Source organism: Pseudomonas sp. B37(2017) (assembly GCF_002112885.1).
GTDB classification, from domain to species: Bacteria; Pseudomonadota; Gammaproteobacteria; order Pseudomonadales; family Pseudomonadaceae; genus Aquipseudomonas; species Aquipseudomonas paraglycinae.
In genome coordinates, this window is the sequence record NZ_NEIX01000007.1 from 168,460 (window position 1) to 193,586 (window position 25,127).

22 protein-coding genes are annotated in these 25,127 nt (G+C 60.2%); 10 read left to right on the forward strand and 12 right to left on the reverse strand.

Going from position 1 to position 25,127, the window contains the following annotated elements:
* Positions 1-112: 112 nt before the first annotated feature.
* The 3 genes from CAF90_RS18710 to CAF90_RS18720 all read right to left on the reverse strand — a co-directional run bounded on the left by CAF90_RS18710 (position 113) and on the right by CAF90_RS18720 (position 5,497).
* A complete protein-coding gene (locus CAF90_RS18710; RefSeq protein WP_085608058.1) occupies positions 113-1,711 on the reverse strand; it encodes an ABC transporter substrate-binding protein in 1,599 nt (532 codons plus the stop codon).
* A gap of 298 nt (positions 1,712-2,009) precedes the next feature.
* Positions 2,010-3,635 carry an ABC transporter substrate-binding protein gene (locus tag CAF90_RS18715; RefSeq protein WP_085608059.1) on the reverse strand — a complete coding sequence of 542 codons (1,626 nt, stop codon included), beginning with the start codon at positions 3,633-3,635 and terminating at the stop codon, positions 2,010-2,012.
* A gap of 260 nt (positions 3,636-3,895) precedes the next feature.
* Positions 3,896-5,497, reverse strand: coding sequence for an ABC transporter substrate-binding protein (locus CAF90_RS18720; protein WP_085608060.1), 1,602 nt, complete (start codon positions 5,495-5,497; stop codon positions 3,896-3,898).
* 869 nt (positions 5,498-6,366) lie between these two features.
* Here CAF90_RS18720 and CAF90_RS18725 point away from each other — a divergent pair.
* Positions 6,367-6,726 (forward strand): DUF6124 family protein, encoded by a 360-nt coding sequence (locus CAF90_RS18725; protein ID WP_085608061.1) that lies wholly within the window; start codon positions 6,367-6,369, stop codon positions 6,724-6,726.
* 187 nt (positions 6,727-6,913) lie between these two features.
* Here the strand turns inward: CAF90_RS18725 and CAF90_RS18730 are convergent, their stop codons facing one another.
* Positions 6,914-7,630 carry an SIMPL domain-containing protein gene (locus CAF90_RS18730; RefSeq protein ID WP_085608062.1) on the reverse strand — a complete coding sequence of 239 codons (717 nt, stop codon included), beginning with the start codon at positions 7,628-7,630 and terminating at the stop codon, positions 6,914-6,916.
* 226 nt (positions 7,631-7,856) lie between these two features.
* Between CAF90_RS18730 and CAF90_RS18735 the strand changes: the two genes are divergently transcribed.
* The 4 genes from CAF90_RS18735 (at position 7,857) to CAF90_RS18750 (ending at position 12,348) form a co-directional block, all read left to right on the forward strand.
* A complete protein-coding gene (locus CAF90_RS18735; protein ID WP_085608063.1) occupies positions 7,857-9,119 on the forward strand; it encodes an ATP-binding protein in 1,263 nt (420 codons plus the stop codon).
* Positions 9,112-9,672, forward strand: coding sequence for a response regulator transcription factor (locus tag CAF90_RS18740; protein WP_003221630.1), 561 nt, complete (start codon positions 9,112-9,114; stop codon positions 9,670-9,672). Before CAF90_RS18735 ends, CAF90_RS18740 begins: the two co-directional genes overlap by 8 nt.
* Positions 9,673-9,768: 96 nt before the next feature.
* The gene (locus CAF90_RS18745) at positions 9,769-11,496 is read left to right on the forward strand and encodes an ABC transporter ATP-binding protein/permease (protein ID WP_007953641.1); all 1,728 of its coding nucleotides are present in this window, start codon (positions 9,769-9,771) and stop codon (positions 11,494-11,496) included.
* Positions 11,497-11,601: 105 nt separating this feature from the next.
* Positions 11,602-12,348 (forward strand): FadR/GntR family transcriptional regulator, encoded by a 747-nt coding sequence (locus tag CAF90_RS18750; RefSeq protein ID WP_085608064.1) that lies wholly within the window; start codon positions 11,602-11,604, stop codon positions 12,346-12,348.
* Positions 12,349-12,370: 22 nt separating this feature from the next.
* On the opposite strand, the gene CAF90_RS18755 is transcribed toward CAF90_RS18750, so the two are convergent.
* The 4 genes from CAF90_RS18755 to CAF90_RS18770 form a co-directional block, all read right to left on the reverse strand.
* Positions 12,371-12,742, reverse strand: coding sequence for a hypothetical protein (locus CAF90_RS18755; protein ID WP_085608065.1), 372 nt, complete (start codon positions 12,740-12,742; stop codon positions 12,371-12,373).
* A 136-nt stretch (positions 12,743-12,878) separates the two neighbouring features.
* Positions 12,879-13,253, reverse strand: coding sequence for a hypothetical protein (locus CAF90_RS18760; protein WP_085608066.1), 375 nt, complete (start codon positions 13,251-13,253; stop codon positions 12,879-12,881).
* A gap of 102 nt (positions 13,254-13,355) precedes the next feature.
* Positions 13,356-13,547 (reverse strand): hypothetical protein, encoded by a 192-nt coding sequence (locus CAF90_RS18765; RefSeq protein ID WP_085608067.1) that lies wholly within the window; start codon positions 13,545-13,547, stop codon positions 13,356-13,358.
* A gap of 11 nt (positions 13,548-13,558) precedes the next feature.
* Positions 13,559-14,857 (reverse strand): phospholipase, encoded by a 1,299-nt coding sequence (locus tag CAF90_RS18770; protein ID WP_085608068.1) that lies wholly within the window; start codon positions 14,855-14,857, stop codon positions 13,559-13,561.
* 236 nt (positions 14,858-15,093) lie between these two features.
* Here CAF90_RS18770 and kdgD point away from each other — a divergent pair, with 236 nt between their 5' ends.
* The 5 genes from kdgD (at position 15,094) to CAF90_RS18795 (ending at position 21,656) form a co-directional block, all read left to right on the forward strand.
* Positions 15,094-16,005 (forward strand): 5-dehydro-4-deoxyglucarate dehydratase, encoded by a 912-nt coding sequence (kdgD, locus tag CAF90_RS18775; RefSeq protein WP_007953624.1) that lies wholly within the window; start codon positions 15,094-15,096, stop codon positions 16,003-16,005.
* Between the two features lie 61 nt (positions 16,006-16,066).
* A complete protein-coding gene (locus CAF90_RS18780) occupies positions 16,067-17,506 on the forward strand; it encodes an aldehyde dehydrogenase family protein (protein WP_007953623.1) in 1,440 nt (479 codons plus the stop codon).
* Between the two features lie 99 nt (positions 17,507-17,605).
* Positions 17,606-18,970, forward strand: a complete 1,365-nt coding sequence (locus tag CAF90_RS18785) for an MFS transporter (protein ID WP_085608178.1) — start codon at positions 17,606-17,608, stop codon at positions 18,968-18,970.
* 11 nt (positions 18,971-18,981) lie between these two features.
* Positions 18,982-20,535 (forward strand): galactarate dehydratase, encoded by a 1,554-nt coding sequence (gene garD / locus CAF90_RS18790; protein WP_085608069.1) that lies wholly within the window; start codon positions 18,982-18,984, stop codon positions 20,533-20,535.
* 179 nt (positions 20,536-20,714) lie between these two features.
* Positions 20,715-21,656: an AEC family transporter gene (locus tag CAF90_RS18795; RefSeq protein WP_007953620.1), complete on the forward strand. Its 942-nt coding sequence runs from the start codon at positions 20,715-20,717 to the stop codon at positions 21,654-21,656.
* 9 nt (positions 21,657-21,665) lie between these two features.
* Here the strand turns inward: CAF90_RS18795 and CAF90_RS18800 are convergent, their stop codons facing one another.
* The 4 genes from CAF90_RS18800 to gatB form a co-directional block, all read right to left on the reverse strand.
* On the reverse strand, positions 21,666-22,046 hold the full coding sequence (locus tag CAF90_RS18800) for a carboxymuconolactone decarboxylase family protein (RefSeq protein WP_007953619.1): 381 nt from the start codon (positions 22,044-22,046) through the stop codon (positions 21,666-21,668).
* On the reverse strand, positions 22,043-23,104 hold the full coding sequence (locus tag CAF90_RS18805) for a calcium/sodium antiporter (RefSeq protein WP_085608070.1): 1,062 nt from the start codon (positions 23,102-23,104) through the stop codon (positions 22,043-22,045). Before CAF90_RS18805 ends, CAF90_RS18800 begins: the two co-directional genes overlap by 4 nt.
* Positions 23,105-23,150: 46 nt before the next feature.
* Positions 23,151-23,525, reverse strand: a complete 375-nt coding sequence (locus tag CAF90_RS18810) for a septal ring lytic transglycosylase RlpA family protein (RefSeq protein WP_039769262.1) — start codon at positions 23,523-23,525, stop codon at positions 23,151-23,153.
* Between the two features lie 149 nt (positions 23,526-23,674).
* Entirely contained in the window at positions 23,675-25,120 is a 1,446-nt protein-coding gene (gene gatB, locus CAF90_RS18815; RefSeq protein WP_085608071.1) for an Asp-tRNA(Asn)/Glu-tRNA(Gln) amidotransferase subunit GatB, read from the reverse strand.
* Positions 25,121-25,127: the final 7 nt, after the last annotated feature.

Consider the following 25,127-nt stretch of genomic DNA (forward strand, 5'->3'; position numbering starts at 1 on the left):
CTCATTCACACATCGCAAACGTTTGCAAAAGGCCTGATTGGCGAATTTCGGCAAAGCGCTTGCGTGAGGGGGTAGACGGCCCCCTCAGCATTGCGGCTAATCGGTTTTGTGTTTAATCGATGCTGACACCCGAAAACACGTTGCGACCAAACGGGCTCACTTTGAACCCTTCGACTTTGGTGCTCAGTGGCTGGTTGACCGTCGAGTGAGCGACAGGCGTGATCGGCACTTGCTGCTTGAGCAGTTGCTGGGCCTGTTTGTAGAGCACGGTGCGCTGGTCACGGTCGGTGACGACCTTGGCCTGTTTGATCAGCTTGTCGTAAGCCGGATCGCACCACATGGAGTAGTTGTTGCCGCCGATGGCGTCGCAGCTGTACAGCGTGCCGAGCCAGTTGTCCGGATCCCCGTTGTCACCGGTCCAGCCGATCAGGCTGATGTCGTGCTCGCCATTTTTGGTGCGCTTGATGTACTCGCCCCATTCGTAGCTGACGATCTTCACTTTCAGACCGATCTTGGCCCAGTCCGCCTGGAGCATCTCGGCCATCAGTTTGGCGTTCGGGTTGTACGGCCGTTGTACCGGCATCGCCCACAGGGTGATCTCGGTGCCTTCCTTGACGCCGGCAGCCTTGAGCAGCTCTTTGGCTTTTTCCGGGTTGTAGGCGGCGTCCTTGATCGTGTCGTCGTAGGACCATTGGGTTGGCGGCATGGCGTTGACGGCCAGTTGGCCGGCGCCTTGATAAACAGCGTTGAGAATCCCCTGTTTATTCACTGCCATGTCCAGCGCCTGACGCACTTCGAGCTGATCGAACGGCTTGTGGCGCACGTTGTAGGCGATGTAGCCGAGGTTGAAGCCCGGCTTCTCGATCAATTGCAGTGTCGGATCGTTCTTCAGTGCCGGCACATCGGCAGGGCGCGGGTGCAGGGTGATCTGGCATTCGCCGGCCTTGAGCTTCTGCACACGTACCGAAGCGTCGGTATTGATCGCGAAAATCAGGTTCTTCAGCTTCACCCGGCTCTGATCCCAGTAGTGCGGGTTGCCGGTGTAACGGATGTTCGAGTCTTTCTGGTAGCTCTTGAACACGAACGGACCAGTGCCGATCGGCTTCTGGTTGATGTCGCTCGGCTTGCCTTCGGCCAGCAGCTTGTCGGCGTATTCGGCAGACAGGATGGCGGCGAAGCTCATGGCGATGTTCTGGATGAACGCGGCGTCGACGCTGTTGAGCGTGAACTGCACGGTCAGCGGCCCGGTCTTTTCGACCTTGGCGATGTTCTTGTTGAGGCTCATCCCGTTGAAATACGGAAACTCGGTCGGGTAAGCCTTACGGAAAGGCTGTTGCGGATCGAGCATGCGGTTAAACGTGAACAGCACGTCGTCGGCGTTGAGATCGCGCGTAGGTTTGAAGTACGGCGTGGTATGAAACTTCACACCTTCACGCAGGTGAAAGGTGTACTTGAGACCATCCTCGGAAATATCCCAGCTGGTTGCCAGGCCCGGTACGACATTGGTCGCGCCTTTTTCGAACTCGGCCAGTCGGTTGTACAGCGGCTCGGCGGCGTCGTTATCGGTCGCCGTCGTGTACTGCGCGGTATCGAAACCGGCCGGACTGCCTTCGGAGCAGAACACCAGGCTGTTGCTGGCGGCGTAACTGGCGGACGTGGCGGCCAACAGGCCGGCGCCCAGCAATGCGGAAAAAACCAAGGTATGGCGCATGACGCTCCCTCTTTTCTTAGTGTTTTTCAATGCGCCGCGATCCCGTCCAGGGAAGTTGTGGCGACATTGAGCTCAAACCAATACGGCAGCAAAACCGATAGCCCACGCAGTCACTGGTCAGAACCCGACGGTAGGGGCCGTGGGTCTGGCAGTAAATGCGCTGAGTCCTAAAGACTCGTAGGAAAAGGCAACACGTCCTAAACCAACCTGGTAAGACCGGTTGGAAAAGGCTGTAGGCAAATTCCTGACTTCTCGGCAAAAAAACAGCGGCGACGCTGAAAACGTCGCCGCTGCTTCTTTATTTGCTGACGCTGACGCCGTAGAAGGAGTTCAAGCCGAATGGGCTGATCTTGAAGTCCTGCACGTTGGCGCGCATGGGTTGATACACCGTCGAGTGAGCGATAGGTGTCATAGGGACTGCATCTTTGAGGACGTGTTGCGCCTCTTTGTAGAGTTCGGTGCGCTTGGCCTGGTCAGTGGTGCGCTTGGCTTCTTTCACGAGGCCGTCGAATTTCTTGTCGCACCATTTGGAGAAGTTGTTGCCACTCAGGGAGTCGCAACCAAACAACACGTTGAGCCAGTTGTCCGGATCACCATTGTCACCGCTCCAGCCAATCAGCATGCCCTGGTTCTCGCCACCTTTGGAGCGCTTGATGTACTCGCCCCATTCGTAGCTTTGAATCTTCACTTTCAGGCCGATCTTCGCCCAGTCGGACTGAAGCATTTCAGCCATCAGTTTGGCGTTCGGGTTGTACGGACGTTGAACCGGCATCGCCCACAGGACGATCTCGGTACCTTCCTTGACGCCGGCTTCCTTGAGCAGCTGCTTGGCTTTCTCAGGATCGTACTTGGCGTCCTTGATGGTGGTGTCGTAGGACCACTGGGTCGGCGGCATGGCGTTGACAGCCAGTTGGCCTGCGCCCTGGTAAACCGAGTCGATGATCTGTGGTTTGTTCACAGCCATGTCCAGCGCCTGGCGAACGCGCAGGTCGGCCAACGGGTTAGGCTCGTTGCTGCCCTTGACCTTGTCCATCACGTTGTAGGCGATGTAGCCCAGGTTGAAACCAGCCTGGTCAGGCATCTTCAGCGTAGGATCGGCTTTCAGTGCCGCGAGGTCGGCCGGACGAGGGAACAGGGTGACCTGGCATTCGTTCTTTTTCAGCTTCTGGATACGTACCGACGGGTCGGTGGTGATGGCGAAGATCAGGTTGTCGATCTTCACGTCTTCAGGCTTCCAGTAGTCCTTGTTCCCGGTGTAGCGGATGTTGGAGTCTTTCTGGTAGCTCTTGAACACGAACGGACCAGTGCCGATCGGCTTCTGGTTGATGTCGGCAGCCTTGCCTTGCTTCAGCAGCTGGGCTGCGTACTCGGCGGACTGTACCGAAGCGAAGCTCATGGCCATGTTCTGGATGAACGCGGCGTCGACTTCTTTCAGGGTGAACTTGACGGTGTGGTCGTCGACTTTATCGATCTTGGTGATGTTGGTATCCATCCCCATGTCGGTGAAGTACGGGAATTCGGTCGGGTACGCCTTACGGAACGGGTCATCCTTGTTAATCATGCGATTAAAGGTGAACAGCACGTCGTCGGCGTTGAACTCACGAGTCGGCTTGAAATACGGGGTGGTGTGGAACTTGACGCCTTCACGCAGGTGGAAGGTGTAAGTCAGGCCGTCATCCGAGATGTCCCACTTGGTCGCCAGACCAGGAATCACGGCGGTACCGCCACGCTCGAACTGGGTCAGACGGTTGAACATGGTTTCGGCTGAGGCGTCGAAGTCGGTTCCGGTGGTGTATTGGCCTGGATCGAAACCGGCCGGGCTGCCTTCGGAGCAGAACACCAGGTTAGTCGCAGCGGTGGCGAAAGGTGCGGAGGCTAACAAGCCTGCGCCGACTAAAAACGGAATGACCGCGTGTTTAAGCATGTTGGCCTCATGATTTGTTGTCATTTTTTAGTTGTGAGGTACGACCTCGTGAGTCGTGCCTGCGGATACTTATGCAGGGCCCATACCCAATGCAAGATCCAGAGCGCTCGGCGGCGTCAAAGCGTGGCACGAACGTACCTTAATGTCGCATCCGTATAACTTCTGACGCATTTGACCGTTTGCGGACGGTTTTTACGGTGCAAACGAAGCCCCAAAACGGTGCATTGGTCACGTTGTACGCGCCGGATTGGGGCCGGGTGTTACTTATTTATACCCACGCCATAGAAGGGGGTTAGACCGAACGGGCTGATCTTGAAGTCGGTGACTTCCTTGCGCAGCGGCTGGAACACCGTGGAGTTGGCGATCGGCGTGATTGGCACCTGCTGTTTAAGGATCAGTTGCGCCTGTTGATACAGTTTTACCCGTTGCGATTTATCGGTGGACACCTTGGCCTGCTGTATCAGCTTGTCGTAGGCCGGGTCGCACCATTTGGCGTAGTTGCTGCCGTTCACCGCCGCGCAGCTGTAAAGCACGCCCAGCCAGTTGTCCGGGTCGCCGTTGTCGCCGGTCCAGCCGTAGATCATCGCGTCGTGTTCGCCGTTTTTGGCGCGCTTGATGTACTCGCCCCATTCATAGCTGACGATGTTGGCCTTGATGCCGATCTTCTCCCAATCCTGCTGGATCATCTGTGCCGACATTCGCGCATTCGGGTTCGAGGCGCGTTGCACGGTCATGGCCCAGAGGTTGATGGTTGTACCGGGTGCAACCCCGGCTTCCTTGAGTAGCGCCTTGGCTTTTACCGGGTCGTGCGGCGCGTCTTTTATGTTCGGATCGAACGACCATTGCGCTGGCGGCAAAGCGTTTTGCGCCAGCTGCCCGGCACTTTGGTAAACCGCCTTGATGATCGCCGGTTTGTCGATGGCCATGTCGAGTGCCTGGCGCACTTTGAGCTGGTCCAGCGGCGGGTGGGTGGTGTTGTAGGCGAGGAAGCCGAGGTTGAAACCGGCCTGCTTCAACACCCGCAGGTTCGGGTCTTTTTCCATCACTTCGATGTCGGCCGGGCGCGGGTAGCCGCTGACCTGGCATTCGCCGGTCTTGAGCTTTTGCAGGCGTACGGCGGCGTCCGGGGTGATCGAGAACACCAGGTTGTCGAGCTTCACGTCCTCGGGTTTCCAGTAGTCCCTGTTCGCCGCGTAGCGGATCTGCGCGTCTTTCTGGTAGCGCTTGAACACGAACGGGCCGGTGCCGACCGGTTTCTGGTTGAGGTCGGCGACGTGGCCTTCCTTCAACAGTTGGGCGGCGTATTCGGCCGATTGCACCGAGGCGAAGCTCATGGCGAGGTTTTGCACGAACGCGGCGTCGACGTTGTTCAGGTTGAAACGCACGGTGTTTTCGTCGAGCTTTTCGACGGATTTGATCGTGGTGTTGAGGCCCATGTCGGTGAAGTACGGGGATTCGGCGGGGTAGGCCTTGCGGAAGGCGTTCTCCGGGTCGAGCAGGCGCTGGAAGGTGAACAGGACGTCGTCGGCGTTGAAGGTTCGGGTCGGGGTGAAGTAGTCGGTGGTGTGGAATTTTACGTTTTGGCGTAGGTGGAAGGTGTACTGGAGACCGTCGGGGCTTACGTCCCAATTGGTCGCCAAGCCGGGTTCGATTTCGGTGCCGCCGCGTTTGAATTGGGTTAGGCGGTTGAAGACGGTTTCGGCGGAGGCGTCGAAGTCGGTGCCGCTGGTGTATTGGCTGGGGTCGAAGCCTGCGGGGCTGGCTTCGGAGCAGTACACCAGGGTTGTTGCTGCGTTTGCGAAGGGTGCGGTAGTTGCCAGGGCGAGGGTGATCAGGAGTGGTTTCAGGGTGAGTCTTTGCATGTCTGGCCCGTGGGTTTTGAGGTGGTTGTGGTGGGGGAGGGTAGCTGGGGTGCTGGGGGACGCGGAAATATCGTTTTTCTAGGTGAGGTGTCTGTCTCGGTATATCTGGGGTGGTTGGGGGCATATCCGTTGCTGCGGTAACGGCTTCTTAGGGTTCCGCCCTTACGGCGGGTCACTTTGGCAAACGCCCCAAAGTAACCAAAGGTCTTGGGCCCCGGCGTTCGGCCCCTCGCTGGGGCTCGGGGTTCCTTCGTTCCGGTATTCATCCGGGGGCATCGCCTACGGTTTGCTTCGCTGCACCTCCTCTCGATGCATGCGGCTGCGCCGCACGGTCGCTGCGCTCCCACCCCCGGATAAATCCCTCCACTCAGCCTTCCGATGGGGCCGGCACGTCAATAGCGGTACTCGAGCTAACGCTCATCGTGTTGAGTGGTGGGAAGCGAGAAGCGGAAAGCAGAAAGCTGAAGGCAACTACGGACTGTTTGATCGTTCCCACGCTCCGCGTGGGAATGCAGCCCGGGACGCTCCGCGTTCCATTTTCGAATGTTTAAAGATGTGTGGGATTCACCGAACCTTCCCACAAGGTTTTCAGGTTGTCCGTCGGAAGCACGATCCCTAGTCTTTGGTTGTCGCAGAAAACTCTGTGATTGGGTGTGAGAACCCTGGCAAGTGAGTGTTATTAAAACGTCAGTCCGACCATAATTGCCGCCAGCTTTTGCTGCCTGTAATTGATTTATGGCGGCCGTGTGCGGGCAGACCTCGGTCTGGCCGGAATCTCCTTGCCCGGTTTCTCACCCCGCACATAGCTGCCACCTCTTCGCCGCGTGAGAACGGCATTTGGTGGCTTCAAGTCAGCAAGGAGTTAATCAATGAACAAGGTTGTCCCCGACCCACCCCTCGAATCACCCACGCCCCTCGAAGAAGCCATGCGCGCCGAAGACCTCGCTCGCAACCGCGAAGCCATCAAACGCACCCTCGATTTCTATCTTTGCCCCAACCCTTCCAAACCGCGCCCGAGCACGATGTATATGGTCACGCCCAACGTCGACACCGAAAGCCTGCTGGCCAATGCCTGCGAGTCCCTGGCGTCGGCCAGTACCATCGCCAGCAATTTCGCCAACGAACTCAGCGGCCCGCAGCGCAGTACGGCGCTCGGCATACAGCAGATCATCATGCTGGCCGAGCTCGCAGTGAACCGCGCGCTGGATCGAGTTGACCCGCAAACCTGACGACCGCGTTATCGTTCATCGCGGGCAAGCCCGCTCCCACAGGCTCCTGCGCCCTTTCAGTAAATTTGGAGTTCCTGTGGGAGCTGGCTTGCCAGCGATGGCGGTGGATGATTCACCACAAATTCCGGGCATAAAAAAACCGGCGATCATTTTCTGATCGCCGGTTTTTCATTCAGCCGTCATTCAATCACTGCATCAACACTTCAATCGAGCCATCAGCGGTCAGGCTGACCTGGCTGGTGCCGGCTTCGACTTCAGGCGTGACCGGTGCTGCGTCCATGCCGGCGGCTTTCATCATCATCGGGGCGCGCATGTACGGTTGTGGGAAGCCGTTGCTGTTGAGGTTCAGGTTGACGATTTTGTAACCCTTGCCGCCCAGGGCATCGGTGGCCAGTTGTGCGCGGGCCTTGAAGGCGGTGACGGCTTCTTTCAGCAGTTTGTCTTCGCTGGCCTTGCGGGTCGGGTCGGCGATGGCGAAGTCCATGCCGCCCATTTTCAGGTCGGTCAGCAGTTCGCCGGTGAGTTTGGACAGGGCGGCGAAGTCGGCGCTTTCCAGGCGCAGTTCGGCGCGTTCGCGCCAGCCGGTGATTTTCTGGCCTTTGGTGTCGTAGATCGGGTAGCTGTTGCGGCTGCCCTGACGCAGGGTGATGTCTTTGACTTGCTTGGCCTGGGCCAGTGCCTTGTTCATGGTGGTGCTGACGTCGGCAGCGAGTTTGGCCGGGTCAGTGTTTTGTTCTTCGGTGTAGAGGGTCACGATCATCAGGTCGCGGGCCACTTCCTGGCTGACTTCGGCGCGCAGGGAAATCTGGTTGTAGTGCAGCTCGTCGGCGGCCAGGGCCGGAAGGCTGGCGATGCTGCCGACGGTCAGGGCGAGAAGGGCGGCGCTGCGGCGAAATGTGTGCATGAAAGCTCCTTGATGAGGGCGCAGGTGATGGTTCGGGGGCCTGCGTGAAACCATCAGACTCTAGCTTTTATGATCCGGTTCGCCCAGTTACAACTTCTATACAGATGGGTCTTATAGCCGCCGCGAAGCTTTTTGCCATGTGGTCGTTTGCCGCACTTTCGCCTCTCAAGCCCGCGCCTTGGTTATACTCCGTGCGATCCGCCTGGAGCGCTCATCAGGAGAGCTCATGCTCGCCCCCGTACAACTGACTTCCGCCACTCGCCAGAACCTCTGGCGGCTGACTTTCATTCGCACCCTGGTGCTCGCCGCGCAGGCCGGTTCCGTGGGCCTGGCCTACTGGCTGGATCTGTTGCCGTTGCCGTGGGTGCAACTGGTGATGACCCTCGGCTGTTCGATTCTGCTGTGTGTGTTCACCGCCGTGCGCCTGCGCACTTCGTGGCCGGTCACCGAGCTCGAATACGCGCTGCAACTGGCCTGCGATCTGGTTATCCACAGTGCCTTGCTGTATTTCTCCGGTGGTTCGACCAACCCGTTCGTTTCGTATTATCTGGTGCCGCTGACCATCGCTGCGGTGACGCTGCCATGGCGTTATTCGGTGGTGCTGTCGGGCATTGCGCTGGCCTTGTACACGCTGATGCTGACGCATTTCTATCCGCTGGAAACCCTGCCGGTCGCCCGGGAGAACCTGCAGATCTACGGCATGTGGCTGAGTTTTGCCCTCGCGGCAGCGGTGATCACCTTCTTCGCCGCGCGCATGGCTGAAGAGCTGCGCCGGCAGGAAGAGTTGCGCGCGATCCGTCGTGAAGAAGGACTGCGCGATCAGCAATTGCTGGCCGTCGCGACTCAGGCTGCGGGCGCCGCACATGAATTGGGTACGCCGCTGGCGACCATGAGCGTGTTGCTCAACGAAATGCAGCAGGATCATCACGACCCGATGCTTCAGGAAGACCTGAAGGTGCTGAAGGATCAGGTGAAGCTCTGCAAGGAGACCCTGCAACAACTGGTGCGCGCCGCCGAAGCCAATCGCCGGATGGCGGTGGAGATGCAGGACGTCACCGAGTGGCTCGACGAGGCGCTCAACCGCTGGCACCTGATGCGCCCGGAGGCCAGTTATCGCTTCCTGCGTCTGGGCCAGGGCCCGCTGCCACGTGTGGCGCCGCCGCCGGATCTGACCCAGGCCTTGTTGAATCTGTTGAACAACGCCGCCGACGCCTGCCCGGAAAATCTTCAGGTGACCCTGGACTGGACCGCCGAAGACCTGACAATCAGCATTCGCGATCATGGCGCCGGTGTGCCGCTGGCCATCGCCGAGCAGATCGGCAAACCGTTTTTTACCACCAAGGGCAAAGGTTTCGGCCTGGGCCTGTTTTTGAGCAAGGCCAGCGTGACACGCGCCGGCGGCTCAGTGAAACTCTATAGTCATGAGGAAGGCGGCACGCTCACCGAGCTGCGCCTCCCCCACGGCGCCCGAGGAGAGCAACATGAGTGACGAAATCCAAGTCGAAGGCGAAGAACTGCCGCATTTGCTGCTGGTCGATGACGACGCGACCTTCACCCGGGTGATGGCCCGCGCCATGGCTCGCCGTGGTTTCCGCGTCAGCACCGCCGGTTCCGCCGAAGAAGGTCTGACCATTGCCCAGGCCGATCTACCGGACTACGCCGCGCTGGACCTGAAAATGGACGGCGATTCCGGTCTGGTCCTGCTGCCGAAGCTGCTGGAGCTGGACCCGGAAATGCGCGTGGTGATCCTCACCGGTTACTCGAGCATTGCTACCGCAGTCGAAGCGATCAAGCGCGGCGCCTGCAATTACCTGTGCAAACCGGCCGACGCCGACGATGTGCTGGCAGCGCTGCTGTCCGAACACGCCGACCTCGACAGCCTGGTGCCGGAAAACCCGATGTCGGTGGATCGCCTGCAGTGGGAGCACATCCAGCGTGTGCTGACCGAGCACGAAGGCAACATCTCCGCCACTGCCCGCGCCCTGGGCATGCACCGTCGCACCCTGCAGCGCAAACTGCAGAAGCGCCCGGTTCGTCGCTGAACCTGCGCTGAACGACCATCGCCAGCCCTCGCGATAAAGCGCACCGATCATCTATGATCGGTGCGTGTCTGTTCTTTTCTTTATCGAGCCTTTTCCATGAATCAGAACGCTGAATATTCCGCGGTCAACGATACTGTGCGCGGGCAGTTTTTTCGCAAGGTGTGGGCCATGACCACGCCTTACTGGCGCAGCGAAGAGAAGGGCAAGGCCTGGACGTTGCTGATTGCCGTGATCGCGCTGACGTTGTTCAGTGTGGCGATCTCGGTGTGGATCAACAGTTGGTACAAGGATTTCTATAACGCCCTGCAAAAGAAGGACGAGGCGGCGTTCTGGCAGTTGATCCTGTATTTCTGCGGCATTGCGGCGGTGGCAATCCTCGGCGCCGTGTATCGCCTGTACCTGACGCAGATGCTGACCATCCGTTGGCGGGCATGGCTCACCGAGAACCATTTCAAGCGCTGGCTCGGGCACAAAAACTATTACCAGCTGGAGCAGGGCGGCTACACCGACAACCCTGACCAGCGGATTTCCGAAGACCTCAATACCTTCACCAGCAACACCTTGAGTCTTGCGTTGGGCCTGATTCGCACGGTGGTCAGCCTGGTGTCGTTCTCGATCATTCTGTGGGGCGTGTCCGGCAGCATCGAGGTGTTCGGCATCGAGATTCCCGGCTACATGTTCTGGTGTGCGCTGCTGTACGCGGCGGTCGGCAGCTGGCTGACGCACCTGATCGGTCGACGCCTGATCGGCCTGAACAACCAACAACAACGTTTCGAAGCGGACCTGCGTTTCTCCATGGTGCGAGTACGTGAGAACGCCGAGAGCATTGCGTTGTACAACGGCGAACCGAACGAAAACCGTCGCCTGAGCAATCGCTTCGGTCTGGTCTGGCACAACTTCTGGGACATCATGCGGGTGTCCAAGCGCCTGACGTTCTTCACCTCGGGTTACGGCCAGATCGCAATCATCTTCCCGTTCATCGTCGCGGCCCCGCGTTATCTGACCGGCAAGATCGAACTGGGTGAGCTGATGCAGATCAACTCGGCATTCGGCAACGTGCAGGAGAACTTCAGCTGGTTCATCAACGCCTATTCGGATCTCGCCGCGTGGCGCGCCACGTGTGATCGTCTGCTGAGTTTCCGCCAGGCCATGACCGACAACGAAGAACGTGCACCGGCCATCGACGTGCAGAATCAGGGCGATGAGTTGAAGGTTCATAACCTGGGCCTAGATCTAGCCGACGGTCGTCATCTGCTGACCAGCGCCGACATGACCGTGGAGCAGGGCGACCGCGTGATGCTCAGTGGCCGCTCCGGCAGCGGTAAATCCACGCTGCTGCGGGCGATGGGCCATTTGTGGCCAGCCGGGCACGGCAGTATTCGCTTGCCGGCCTCGCGTTATCTGTTCCTGCCACAAAAACCGTATCTGCCGATCGGCACCCTGCGCGACGCCTTGAGTTATCCACAACCGGGCGACACCTACGCGCCTGAGCGTTATGCACAAGTGCTGGAAACCTGCCGTCTGCCGCATCTGGTGGCTCGACTGGACGAGGCCAACCACTGGCAGCGCATGCTCTCGCCGGGAGAACAGCAACGTCTGGCCTTCGCCCGCGCGCTGCTCTATGCACCGCAATGGCTGTACATGGACGAAGCGACATCGGCGATGGATGAAGAAGACGAAGCCACGCTTTATCAGGCGCTGATCGACCAGTTGCCGGGCCTGAGCATCGTCAGCGTCGGCCATCGCAGCAGCCTCAAGCGCTTCCATCCTCGGCATGTGCGGATCGATGGCGGGCACTTGGTGGAACAGACCGTGACCGCGTGACAGGCTCTGACTCTGTGGGAGTTTGCTCCCACAGAGGACGGTGATCGTACAACCCGCTTGCGCTATGATGCCCCTCAAGCCGATATTTCGAGACAAACGCAGACCATGGAAAACCCGATCGACACCCCGCGCCTCCCTCGCAAGCGCCGCAGCCTGGCTCAGGAACTGGTGACGGTGCTGACCGAGCAGATCCGCGATGGTCTGCTCAAGCGTGGCGACAAATTGCCCACCGAGTCGGCAATCATGGAAGCCCATGGCGTCAGCCGCACCGTGGTGCGCGAGGCAATCTCCCGGCTACAGGCCGCAGGTCAGGTTGAAACCCGCCACGGCATCGGCACTTTCGTGCTCGATACACCGAGCCCGAGTGGCTTCCGGATCGACCCCGCCACCGTGGTCACCCTGCGTGACGTGCTGGCGATTCTCGAACTCCGCATCAGCCTCGAAACCGAATCCGCCGGCCTCGCCGCGCAGCGTCGCAGTGCCGAACAACTGGCCGCCATGCGTGCTGCCCTCGATGCGCTGAACGAAAGCGTGGCCCACGCCAGTGATGCGGTGGCGTCGGACTTCCAGTTCCACCTGCAAATCGCGCTGTCCACCGGCAACCGCTACTTCACCGACATCATGACCCACCTGGGCACCAGCATCATTCCGCGCACGCGCCTGAACTCGGCGCGTCTGGCCCATGACGATCAGCAGCACTACATGAATCGCCTGAGCCGCGAGCACGAGGAAATCTACGAGGCCATCGCCCGCCAGGATTCCGATGCCGCCCGCGCGGCCATGCGCCTGCACCTGACCAACAGCCGCGAACGGCTGCGTCAGGCGCATGAAGAGGCGCAGGCGCAGGGTTGAACTCTGGAAGGGCGGGAAAACGTCATGCGGTGTCGACGATAGATAACGGTAATGCCTCTGATGGTTGCGGGGGGCCGTCTATCGTTGCGAGGTAGCTGATTACTACGGACCCACTTTTGAATTGATAGCCGAAAAGGCTTCTTGAATTCAGAGAGACCTGTTCCTTTCCGGCTGTCGAGGTCGTAAATCTGGTGCCCCATGGAATAGGGGGGCTAAAGCGGTCGGGCTTGACTTCAATTGTTATGTCGATCTGTTGGTTTGCTGCTTTCCCCTCATAAAAGAAATCGAGCAGAAAAACGCCATTCAGTTTTTGGGTGTCCAGCACTCCATTTGGCGCCTGAGGTGCTTCCGCTGGGGCAAGTAGATTTAAAGGTGATACTTGCAGTGTCTGCATGACAAACTCTCCTTGAGTCGGGGTGAGTGCAATCTTATTGCACCCCGCCAGTTGAGCTTCTTTGTGTGCCGGTGCGCCACTGTCAGAAATGACAGTGGCGACAAACGGTCGTCATTGATCCCGTCATGCGTGACGATCAAGCTTCGATGTACAGTTTCAACGGTTCGGAACACGGCTCCAGACTGGACTCATCGGCGAACTTGTAGCGCAGCTCAACGGTACTGTTCAGGTACTTTTCCAGTTCGAATCTGGGGATGCTCAGTTCAATTCCCGTCATGCCGACCATGTCATCCAGTGCGTCATCCCAGGCGCCGGTCGGCTCCGACAAACCCTGCCATTCAGGCTCTTCCGGATCATCGCCGAGGATCGGGTACACATCCCAGTTCGGCGGTGTGTTCTGGCCATCGGGTACCTGAACGGTCAGGTCGTCATCCAGAGTCGATAACCGCAGGATGATCGAGTCGCTGGCGTGGTCGGGGAATTGCGGAAGGTGTGCAGCGGCAAACGTCATGCTTCGTTCTCCTTGAAAGATCTGCCGCGATCCTTCGCGGCAGTCGTCGCACTTTACCCGGCGAATCGGTGAGGCGCGCCGGGGCAATCTTGTCCGGGCATTTCAGCTGCGGGGCAGAATCGATCGATCCACCCTGATCGCCAGTTTGCCCGGGCCGGGCCTGACGTCGAACGTTGCCTGGCCCTGAGCATCCACCGACGCCCGGGCGATGGCCACGCCGTCACGCAGCAGTTGCAGCGGCGCACCTTTCAACGATTGGCCCGAGGCCAGTTCCAGTTTCAATTTAATCGTCATCGAATCGCTCCTTAATTCGTGTTGCCGGTTGGGTGATAGTCCTTGAGCAGCAGGTAAGTGCTCCAGCCCCACCAGTCGTCGACGGTGGCGGTGTCGTTGAGGTTGTTGACGTCCTTGCGCCGCAGGACTTTGTTGCCTTGAACGCGGAACAGTGGCGAGAAGTTGTTGGCCAGACTCATCACGAAAGTCAGGTCCGGCAGCCGTTGCAGTGCGTTGAAGGTGGCCGGCACGTTGCCGCTTGAATAGGCGGCATACACCTCGTCCGCCGAGTCCTGCACCGCCAGATTCACCTGATTTCGGTTGTCGGCGTCCGTGGCGTCGGAGTAGCGCTTGTCACCGAACGCCCGCCATTGCTCGCCATGTCCGTTACGCACCTTAAGGCCGAACTTGCTGTCTTCGTCATGCATGAAGCGAGTGATCAGCGAGCCCAGGTCGCTCGGTGTCACCGCTGCGGCCATGGCCTTGCGCGGCACCCGCAGATGCCCGGAGGAGAACAGATCGGTGAGGTAGTGGTCGGCGAACGCGTTCATCGCGTAGGCCCGTTCCAGTTGCAGTTCGTCCTGACTGGCGTGGGCGGCAGCGGCGGTTTGCAGGGCGGCGGTGTGCCCGGCGATGTAGGCCTGTCGGGCCCATTCGCCGAAGTGGTCGGCGTTGTTCGCCGCCAGTTTCAGATAGCGACCGAGCGGGAACAGCGCCGAGACAAAACTGCCGCCGCCGGTAATCTTGTTCCACTCTTCCGACAACGTATCTCCCAAAGCGTCATAAGCCTCATGGGGTTTCTTGCCGTCCTTGATCGCCTGTTTAACCGCGTCGATCTCCTTCTGCATGATCGCGAGAATCTGTGGTGCTTCGGCCTTTGAAGCGGGCAGTACGGCGAGGCTGTCGAAGGCCGCCGTGAAGCGCTGAAGGCGATCAGTCGGAGTCGCACCTTCGTTGATCGGACGGTCGACGACTCCGTAGAAATCACCGCCCAGCGCCAGCACCTGACCGTAGGTCAGCGCCAACCCGTTCGGCAGATGCAGCGCTACGTTTTGCGCAAGCACCGGCTCGGCATTTTCAACAAAGCGCAGCCGGGTGTTATCGCCGATAGCCGTGTGTTCCGCGCCCTCGAAGCGTAACTGCGGTTTGCCTTTCAAGGCTTGAGCGGGCGGAGTGGTCACGGGTTCGACATCGCTGTGCGAGTCGGCGATGTGCAGCAACAGGTGTGGATTTTCGGCGCTGAAGGTGATGCCGCCGGGAGTAAAAAGATCATCGAATCGGGCGATGACCGGTGAGGGTTTTTCAAGGCATTTTGTTTGTAGACCGGACATTTCTTTCTCCTTGATATGTCGTCGGTGGATTCTTATTTAGCTGTATGCATATACAGTTAAATCGAGCCTAGTCGAGAAATCTCCTACGTCAAAAAGAAATCTTGTCCGACAAAAAATGCCCTCCAGCGATGAAATGCAGTTGACGGTTATCTTTTAAGTTGTACGATGACCTACAACTTCGGCGAAGGCTGAACGGTCCACTCACAAAAAAACGTTGCTACCAGGGTGTTCGAATAATGAATCCACAAGAACTGAAGTCCATCCTCTCCGCCGGCCTGCTGTCGTTCCCGGTGACCGATTTCAATGCTCAGGGCGATTTCAACCGCGCTGGCTACATCAAACGCCTGGAATGGCTGGCCCCGTACGGTGCTTCAGCCCTGTTCGCCGCCGGTGGCACCGGTGAATTCTTCTCCCTGGCTGCCAGCGAATACTCGGAAATCATCAAGACTGCCGTCGACACCTGCGCCAGCAGCGTGCCGATCCTCGCCGGTGTCGGCGGTTCGACCCGCCAGGCCATCGAATACGCTCAGGAAGCCGAGCGTCTGGGCGCCAAAGGTCTGTTGCTGCTGCCGCACTACCTGACCGAAGCCAGCCAGGACGGCGTTGCCGCCCACGTTGAAGCGGTGTGCAAATCGGTCAACATCGGCGTGGTGGTCTACAACCGCAACGTCTGCCGCCTGACCGCGCCGCTGCTGGAACGTTTGGCCGAGCGCTGCCCGAACCTGATCGGTTACAAGGACGGTCTGGGCGACATCGAACTGATGGTGTCGATCCGTCGTCGTCTCGGCGATCGCTTCAGCTACCTCGGTGGTCTGCCGACCGCCGAAGTCTACGCCGCGGCCTACAAGGCCCTGGGCGTGCCGGTCTACTCGTCGGCGGTGTTCAACTTCATCCCGAAAACCGCGATGGACTTCTACCACGCGATTGCCCGCGAAGATCACGCCACTGTCGGCAAGATCATCGACGACTTCTTCCTGCCGTACCTGGACATCCGCAACCGCAAGGCCGGTTACGCCGTGAGCATCGTCAAGGCAGGCGCCAAGATCGCCGGCTATGACGCAGGCCCGGTGCGGGCGCCGCTGACCGACCTGACCCGCGAAGAGTACGAAATGCTCGCCGCGCTGATCGACAAGCAAGGTGCGCAGTAACACAACTCTATAAACAAGGCCGCTGAGCGATCAGCGGCCTTTTGCGTCAGGAGAATGATTCGTGACCAAGCGCTATGACAACTACATCAACGGTGAATGGGTCGCCGGCAACGATTACTCGGTCAACATCAACCCGTCCGAGCTGAGCGACACCATCGGCGATTACGCCAAGGCTGACCTGGCTCAGGTCAACGCCGCCATCGACGCCGCGCGCGCCGCGTTCCCGGCGTGGTCGACTTCGGGCATTCAGGCCCGTCACGACTCGCTGGACAAAGTCGGTACTGAAATCCTCGCCCGCCGCGAAGAACTCGGCACCCTGCTGGCCCGGGAAGAGGGCAAGACCCTGCCCGAAGCCATCGGCGAAGTGACCCGCGCCGGCAACATCTTCAAGTTCTTCGCCGGTGAATGCCTGCGTCTGTCCGGCGACTACGTGCCGTCGGTGCGCCCGGGCGTCAACGTTGAAGTCACTCGCGAAGCGCTCGGTGTGGTCGGCTTGATCACCCCGTGGAACTTCCCGATTGCCATCCCGTCGTGGAAAATCGCCCCGGCCCTGGCCTACGGCAACTGCGTGGTATTGAAGCCAGCAGATCTGGTACCGGGTTGCGCCTGGGCCCTGGCTGAAATCATCTCCCGCGCAGGTTTCCCTGCCGGCGTGTTCAACCTGGTCATGGGCAGCGGTCGCGTGGTCGGTGAAGCGCTGGTCAACAGCCCGAAAGTCGATGGCATCAGCTTCACTGGCTCCGTCGGTGTGGGCCGTCAGATCGCCGTCAACTGCGTGTCGCGCCAGGCCAAGGTTCAGCTGGAAATGGGCGGCAAGAACCCGCAGATCATTCTTGACGACGCCGACCTCAAGCAGGCGGTCGAGCTGTCGGTGCAGAGCGCGTTCTACTCCACCGGCCAGCGTTGCACGGCTTCGAGCCGCTTGATCGTTACCGCCGGGATTCACGACAAGTTCGTCGAAGCCATGGCCGAGCGCATGAAGTCGATCAAGGTCGGCCACGCGCTGAAGGCCGGTACCGACATCGGTCCGGTGGTCTCGCAAGCGCAGCTTGAACAGGACCTGAAATACATCGACATCGGTCAGTCCGAAGGTGCCCGTGTGGTTAGCGGCGGTGGTCTGGTGACCTGCGACACCGAGGGTTACTTCCTCGCGCCGACCCTGTTTGCCGACAGCGAAGCGTCGATGCGCATCAGCCGCGAAGAGATCTTCGGCCCGGTGGCCAACATCGTCCGCGTGGCCGATTACGAGGCCGCACTGGCCATGGCCAACGACACCGAATTCGGTCTGTCGGCGGGCATCGCCACCACATCGCTGAAGTACGCCAACCACTTCAAGCGTCATTCCCAGGCCGGGATGGTGATGGTCAACCTGCCGACCGCCGGTGTCGATTACCACGTTCCGTTCGGTGGCCGTAAGGGTTCATCCTATGGCTCACGTGAGCAAGGCCGCTATGCGCAAGAGTTCTACACGGTCGTGAAGACCAGCTACATCGGTTCGTAAATCGCTGCACCCGCGCCGGGTCTTCGCCTGAGGCCCTGCGCGGCACAAGACCAAAGAATGTTTTACCCGCATAAAAATAATCAGTGGGAGTACATCTACATGCAATCGTCCAAGCCGACTCACGTCCGCTATTTGATCCTGCTCATGCTGTTTTTGGTGACCACGATCAACTACGCCGACCGCGCCACCATCGCGATCGCCGGTTCCAGTTTGCAAAAAGACCTCGGCATCGACGCGGTCACCCTCGGCTACATCTTCTCTGCTTTCGGTTGGGCCTACGTGGCCGGGCAAATTCCCGGCGGCTGGCTGCTCGATCGCTTCGGCTCGAAAAAAGTCTATGCCCTGAGCATTTTCACCTGGTCGCTGTTCACCGTGCTGCAAGGCTTCGTCGGTGAGTTCGGCATGTCCACGGCCATCGTCGCGCTGTTCATGTTGCGCTTCCTGGTCGGTCTGGCCGAGGCGCCATCGTTCCCCGGCAACGCCCGTATCGTCGCGGCATGGTTCCCGACCGCTGAACGCGGTACCGCTTCGGCGATCTTCAACTCCGCGCAATACTTCGCGACCGTGCTGTTCGCACCGCTGATGGGCTGGATCGTGTTCTCCTTTGGCTGGGAGCACGTGTTCATCGTCATGGGCCTGCTCGGCATCGTGTTCTCGCTGGTCTGGCTGAAGGTTATCCACAGCCCGCGCCAACACCCGATGGCCAACGAAGCAGAAGTGAAGTTCATCGCCGACAACGGCGGCATGGTCGACATGGACCAGAAGCAAGGCAAAAAGGCTGACGGCCCGAAATGGGATTACATCCGCCAGCTGCTGACCAACCGCATGATGCTCGGCGTTTATCTGGGCCAGTACTGCATCAACGGCATCACCTATTTCTTCCTGACCTGGTTCCCGGTTTACCTGGTGCAGGAGCGCGGCATGACCATCCTCAAGGCCGGTTTCATTGCCTCGTTGCCGGCGATCTGCGGCTTTATCGGCGGTGTCCTCGGCGGGGTGATTTCCGATTACCTGCTGCGCAAGGGCCATTCGCTGACCTTCGCCCGCAAGGCGCCGATCATTGCCGGTCTGCTGGTTTCGAGCAGCATCGTGGCGTGCAACTATGTGGACGTTGAATGGATGGTGGTGGGCTTCATGGCTCTGGCATTCTTCGGCAAAGGCGTGGGCGCGCTGGGCTGGGCGGTGGTCTCCGACACTTCGCCAAAACAGATCGCCGGTCTGAGTGGCGGCCTGTTCAACACCTTCGGCAACATCGCCTCGATCACCACGCCGATCGTCATCGGCTACATCATCAGCTCCACCGGTTCGTTCAAATGGGCACTGGTGTTCGTCGGCGCCAACGCGCTGGTGGCGGTGTTCAGCTATCTGGTGATCGTCGGCCCGATCAAGCGTGTGGTCCTCAAAGAGCCGCCAACCAACGGTGGTTCCGAAGCAGCTGGTAAATTGTCTCAAGCGCATTCCTGAGGAGCGGCGTCATGCAGTTGATTGAACATTCCGACTCGCCGCGCTACATCCGCCTGCACGAGCGGGACAACGTAGTGGTTGTGGTCAATGACCAGGGCGTGCCGGCCGGCACCGCATTTGCCGATGGCCTGTTGACGGTGGATTTCGTACCGCAGAGTCACAAGGTCAGCCTCGTGGACATCCCCGAGGGCGGCACGGTGATTCGCTACGGCCAGATCATTGGCTACGCGCTGCAGCCGATTCCCCGTGGCAGTTGGGTCAAGGAAGATCAACTGCGCATGCCGACCGCGCCACCGCTGGACAGCCTGCCGCTGTCCACCGATGTGCCGGCCGCCCAGACACCGCTGGAAGGCTTCACGTTCGAGGGTTATCGCAATGCCGACGGCACCGTCGGCACGCGCAACATCCTCGGGATCACCACCACCGTGCAATGCGTCACCGGGGTGCTGGATCACGCGGTGAAGCGGATCAAGGATGAGCTGTTGCCGAAGTACCCGCACGTCGATGACGTGGTGGCGCTGACCCACAGTTATGGTTGCGGCGTGGCCATCACGGCCACCGACGCCTACATCCCGATCCGCACCGTGCGCAATCTGGCGCGCAATCCGAACCTCGGTGGCGAGGCGTTGGTGATCAGTCTGGGCTGCGAGAAATTGCAGGCCGGGCAGGTGATGCACGAGGACGATGCTTCTGTAGATCTGAGCGAGCCGTGGCTGTATCGCTTGCAGGATTCCAGTCACGGTTTCACCGAGATGATCGAGCAGATCATGGAACTGGCCGAAGTCCGCCTGAAGAAACTCGACCAGCGCCGCCGGGAAACCGTGCCAGCGTCCGAGCTGATCCTCGGCATGCAGTGCGGCGGCAGCGATGCGTTTTCCGGGATCACCGCCAACCCGGCGCTCGGTTACGCCTCGGACTTGCTGCTGCGGGCGGGGGCGACGGTGATGTTCTCCGAAGTCACCGAAGTGCGCGACGCGATCTACCTGCTGACCTCACGGGCCCAGACCAAAACCGTTGCCGAGGAACTGGTGCGCGAGATGGACTGGTACGACCGTTATCTGGCCAAGGGTGAAGCGGATCGCAGCGCCAACACCACGCCGGGCAACAAGAAGGGCGGGTTGTCGAACATTGTCGAGAAGTCGTTGGGCTCGATCGTGAAGTCCGGTAGCAGCGCGATCAGCGGTGTGCTCGGCCCGGGTGAGCGGTTCAAGCAGAAGGGTTTGATTTTCTGTGCAACGCCGGCGAGTGATTTTGTCTGCGGTACGTTGCAACTGGCGGCGGGGATGAACCTGCATGTGTTCACTACCGGTCGTGGCACGCCTTACGGCTTGGCCATGGCGCCGGTGGTGAAGGTTTCGACCCGTACGGAGCTGGCGCAGCGCTGGCCGGATCTGATCGACATCGATGCCGGGCGGATTGCTACCGGGCGTGCGTCCATCGAGGAACTGGGCTGGGAGTTGTTCCACTACTACCTGGATGTGGCGAGCGGCAAGCAGCAGACGTGGGCGGAGAAGCACAAGCTGCATAACGACATTACGTTGTTCAATCCGGCGCCTATCACCTGAGACCACCCCGTTGATCGTTCCCACGCTCCGCGTGGGAATGCAGCCGGGGACGCTCCGCGTCCCAACAGCGTGACGCGGAGCGTCACAGGAGACGTTACCACGCAGAGCGTGGGAACGATCAGGGTGAAAGTGGCTTATCATTAGCCCCCTAACGACGCTCACCTCCAAGGCTCCCCGGCATGCTGGCAATTTTCCTCGAAACCCTGAACATCACCGCGCCGGTGTTTGCCATGCTGTTTCTCGGTGTGCTGCTCAAGCGCATCGACTGGATCAACGACAACTTCATCCACACGGCATCGTCGCTGGTGTTCAACGTCACCATGCCGGCGCTGCTGTTTCTCGGCATTCTGCACGCTGACCTGCACGCCGCGCTGCAACCGGCGCTGCTGATCTATTTCGCACTGGCCACGCTGGTCAGTTTTGCCGTGGCCTGGGGCTGGGCGATTTTCCGTTGTCCGCGTGAAGATCGCGGTATCTACACCCAGGGCGCGTTTCGCGGCAACAACGGGGTGATCGGCCTGGCGCTGGCGGCGAGCATGTATGGCGACTACGGGATTTCCCTCGGGGCGATTCTCGCGGCGCTGGTGATCCTCTTCTACAACACCCTGTCGACCATCGTGTTGGCGGTCTACAGCCCGGTGATCAAGTCCGACCCGTGGAGCATCTGCAAAAGCGTGGTCAGCAATCCATTGATCATCAGCGTGATCGCGGCAGCGCCGTTCGCTTATTTCAAGATCGGTCTGCCGGGCTGGCTGGAAACCTCCGGTCAGTACCTGGCGCAGACCACGTTGCCGCTGGCCCTGATTTGCATTGGCGGCACGCTGTCGCTGGCGGCACTGCGCAAGAGCGGCAACATGGCGCTCAGTTCGAGTCTGGTGAAGATGGTCGGCCTGCCGGTGATCGCCACGCTGGGCGCATGGCTGTGGGGCTTTCGCGGGGCGGAGCTGGGGATTCTGTTTCTGTACTTCGGCAGCCCGACCGCCGCCGCCAGTTTTGTCATGGCCCGTGCGGCCCAGGGCAATCATGAACTGGCGGCGGCGATCATCGTGCTGACCACGTTGATGGCGGCGATCACCACCAACATCGGGATCTTTTTCTTGCAATGGGGCGGGTGGATCTAGGGCCGGCGGTTACTCGGGCTTCTGGTAACTGTCGATCACTTCCTGCGCCGCGCGGAACGCATCGATCGCCGCCGGCACGCCGGCATACACCGCGCAATGCAGCAGCGCTTCGCGGATCTCATCGATCGTGCAGCCATTGTTCAACGCACCGCGCACGTGACCTTTCAATTCCTGCGGGCACTTCAGTGCTGTCAATGCGGCGAGGGTGATCAGGCTGCGGGTCTTCAGTGGCAGACCTTCGCGATTCCACACGCCGCCCCAGGCGTGTTCGTTGACGAAATCCTGCAACGGTTGGGTGAACTCGGTAGCGTTGCCCAGCGCGCGGTCGACAAACGCGTCGCCCATTACCTGACGGCGGACTTCAACCCCGGATTTCTTCGATTCGGTCATGGCACATCCTTCTTGTGGTGTTGGCGGCGCCAGGCGCGCACGGACGTGAAAAACAGAAACGTCAGCAGCGTCGGCAGTACATAAAACAGCATCAATCGCTCGAGTTTGCCGGCCAGTGGCATGCCGGTGGTGAACGACACCACATGCAGCCCGTACGCCAGATACAAACCCAACAGCAGCAAACCTTCGGCCCGTGTCACGCGATAACCGGAATAGAACACCGGCAGGCACAGCGCAGCGACGCCGAGCATCACCGGCAGGTCGAAATCCAGCGCGTTCGGCGAGACCGACAACGGCGTCGGCGCGATCAGTGCGGTGAGGCCCAGCACCCCGAGCAGGTTGAACAGGTTGGCGCCGATCACGTTGCCGACTGCAATGTCCCGCTGACCGCGCAGCGCTGCGATCAGTGAGGTGGCGAGCTCCGGCAGCGAGGTGCCGACCGCGACCACGGTCAGGCCGATCACCCGTTCGGAGAATCCCAGGTCAGTGGCGACGACCACGGCTGCACCCAGCAGCAAGTGCCCGGCGAACACCAGCATGCCCAGACCGCCGACAATCATCAGCAGGCTGGTGAACCACGGCGCCTGCGGATCATGCGGTTGATCGGAATGCGGGCGGGCCGAGTGCCGCGACTGGCGCAGCAACAATCCGAGGTAAAGCGTCAGGGCACCGAGCAACAGAATGCCGTCGAAGCGCCCGAGCTCTTCATTCCACGCCAGCACGAACACCAGCAGGCTGGCGCCGATCATCAACGGGATGTCGAGACGCACCAGTTGCCGCGACACCCGCAGCGGAATGATCAGCGCCGACAGGCCGAGGGTGACGAGAATGTTGAAAATGCTGCTGCCGATCACGCTGCTGACGGCGATGTCCGGCGTGTGCGCCTGCACGGCTTGCAGGCTGACGGCCATTTGCGGGGCGCTGCTGCCGAGGGCGACGATGGTCAGGCCGATGATCAGCGGTCGTACATGCAGGCGCGCGGCCAGGCGCACGGCGGCGCGCACCATCAGCTCGGCGCCGGCGATCAGCAGGAACAGCCCGCTGAGCAATTCGATCACGCTGATCAGGGGTAAGTCGGTCAGTCCGAAAATGGTGGACGCTCCATCAGTCGTCGAGGGCCTGCACCCGAACCCGGGCGGTTCCACTGCGCAGCATACCGAGCTGTTCGGCCGCCGCACGTGAAACATCGATCAGACGGCCACGGGTGTGTGGGCCACGGTCGTTGATGCGGACCACGACGGATTCATCGTTTTTCAGGTTGGTGACCTTCACCCGCGTGCCGAACGGCAACTGGCGGTGGGCGGCGGTCAGGGAATTCTGGTTGAACGCTTCGCCGCTGGCGGTGCGTTTACCGTGGTGCTTGGCACCGTAATAGGAGGCGACGCCGGTCTGGTCGTAACCGTGCGGGTCGATGGTGTCGGTGCTGGCGCAACCGGCCAGCAAAGAGAGCAGGGCGCAGGCGCCGAGCAGACGTTTCATTCAAAAGCTCCCAAATAACAATGTGGGAGCGGGCTTGCTCGCGAAGGGGGACTCACATTCAACATATCTGCTGACTGTTACGCCGCTTTCGCGAGCAAGCCCGCTCCCACAGGGAATGGAGCCAGGCTTTGGATCTGGCTCCATTGTGGTCAGCCTTCGAGCTTGCTTTTCAGCAGTTCGTTCACTTGCTGCGGGTTGGCCTTGCCTTTGGAGGCTTTCATGGCCTGACCGACGAAGAAGCCGAACATCTTGCCGCGCTTGGCTTCGTCTGCCGCGCGGTATTGCTCGACCTGCTCGGCGTTGGCCGCGAGCATTTCGTCCAACACTGCCGAGATCGCGCCAGTGTCGGTAACCTGCTTCAGGCCGCGCTTCTCGATGATCTCGTCTGCGCTGCCTTCGCCGTTGGCCATCGCTTCGAACACCACCTTGGCGATCTTGCCGGAGATGGTGTTGTCCTTGATGCGCTGCAGCATGCCGCCCAGTTGCTCGGCCGAAACCGGCGAATCCTCGATGTCCAGGTTCTGCTTGTTGAGCAGGCTGCCCAACTCGACCATCACCCAGTTCGCCGCCAGTTTGGCGTCGCCGCCGATGCTCGCGACCTTCTCGAAGTAGTCCGCCTGCTCACGGCTGGTGGCCAGTACGTTGGCGTCGTAGGCCGACAGACCGAAAGCACTCTGGAAGCGCTCGCGTTTTTGCGGTGGTAGTTCCGGCAGGGTGGCGCGCACGTCATTAAGGAACGAGTCCTCGATGACCACCGGCAGCAGGTCCGGATCGGGGAAGTAACGGTAGTCGTTGGCTTCCTCTTTGCTGCGCATCGGACGGGTTTCGTCCTTGTTCGGATCGTACAGACGGGTCTGCTGGATCACTTTGCCGCCGTCTTCGATCAGGTCGATCTGACGCTGGATTTCGGAGTTGATCGCCTTCTCGATGAAACGGAACGAGTTGACGTTCTTGATCTCGCAGCGGGTGCCGAATTCAACCTGGCCTTTCGGACGGATCGACACGTTGCAGTCGCAACGCAGCGAGCCTTCGGCCATGTTGCCGTCGCAGATGCCCAGGTAACGTACCAGCGCGTGGATCGCCTTGACGTAAGCCACGGCTTCCTTGGCGCTGCGCATGTCAGGCTCGGAAACGATTTCCAGCAGCGGCGTGCCGGCACGGTTCAGGTCGATGCCGGTGGCACCGCTGAATTCCTCGTGCAGGCTCTTGCCGGCGTCTTCTTCCAGGTGCGCGCGGGTAATGCCGACGCGTTTGACCGTGCCGTCTTCCAGCGCGATGTCCAGGTGGCCCTTGCCGACGATCGGCAATTCCATCTGGCTGATCTGGTAGCCCTTCGGCAGATCCGGGTAGAAATAGTTTTTACGCGCGAACACGTTGTGCTGACCGATCTCGGCGTCAATCGCCAGACCGAACATCACCGCCATGCGCACCGCTTCCTGGTTCAGCACCGGCAACACGCCGGGCATGCCCAGGTCGATCAGGCTGGCCTGGGTGTTCGGCTCGGAGCCGAACGTGGTGGAACTACCGGAAAAGATTTTCGACCGGGTGGTGAGCTGGGTGTGAATCTCCAGCCCGATCACGACTTCCCATTGCATGTGTGTC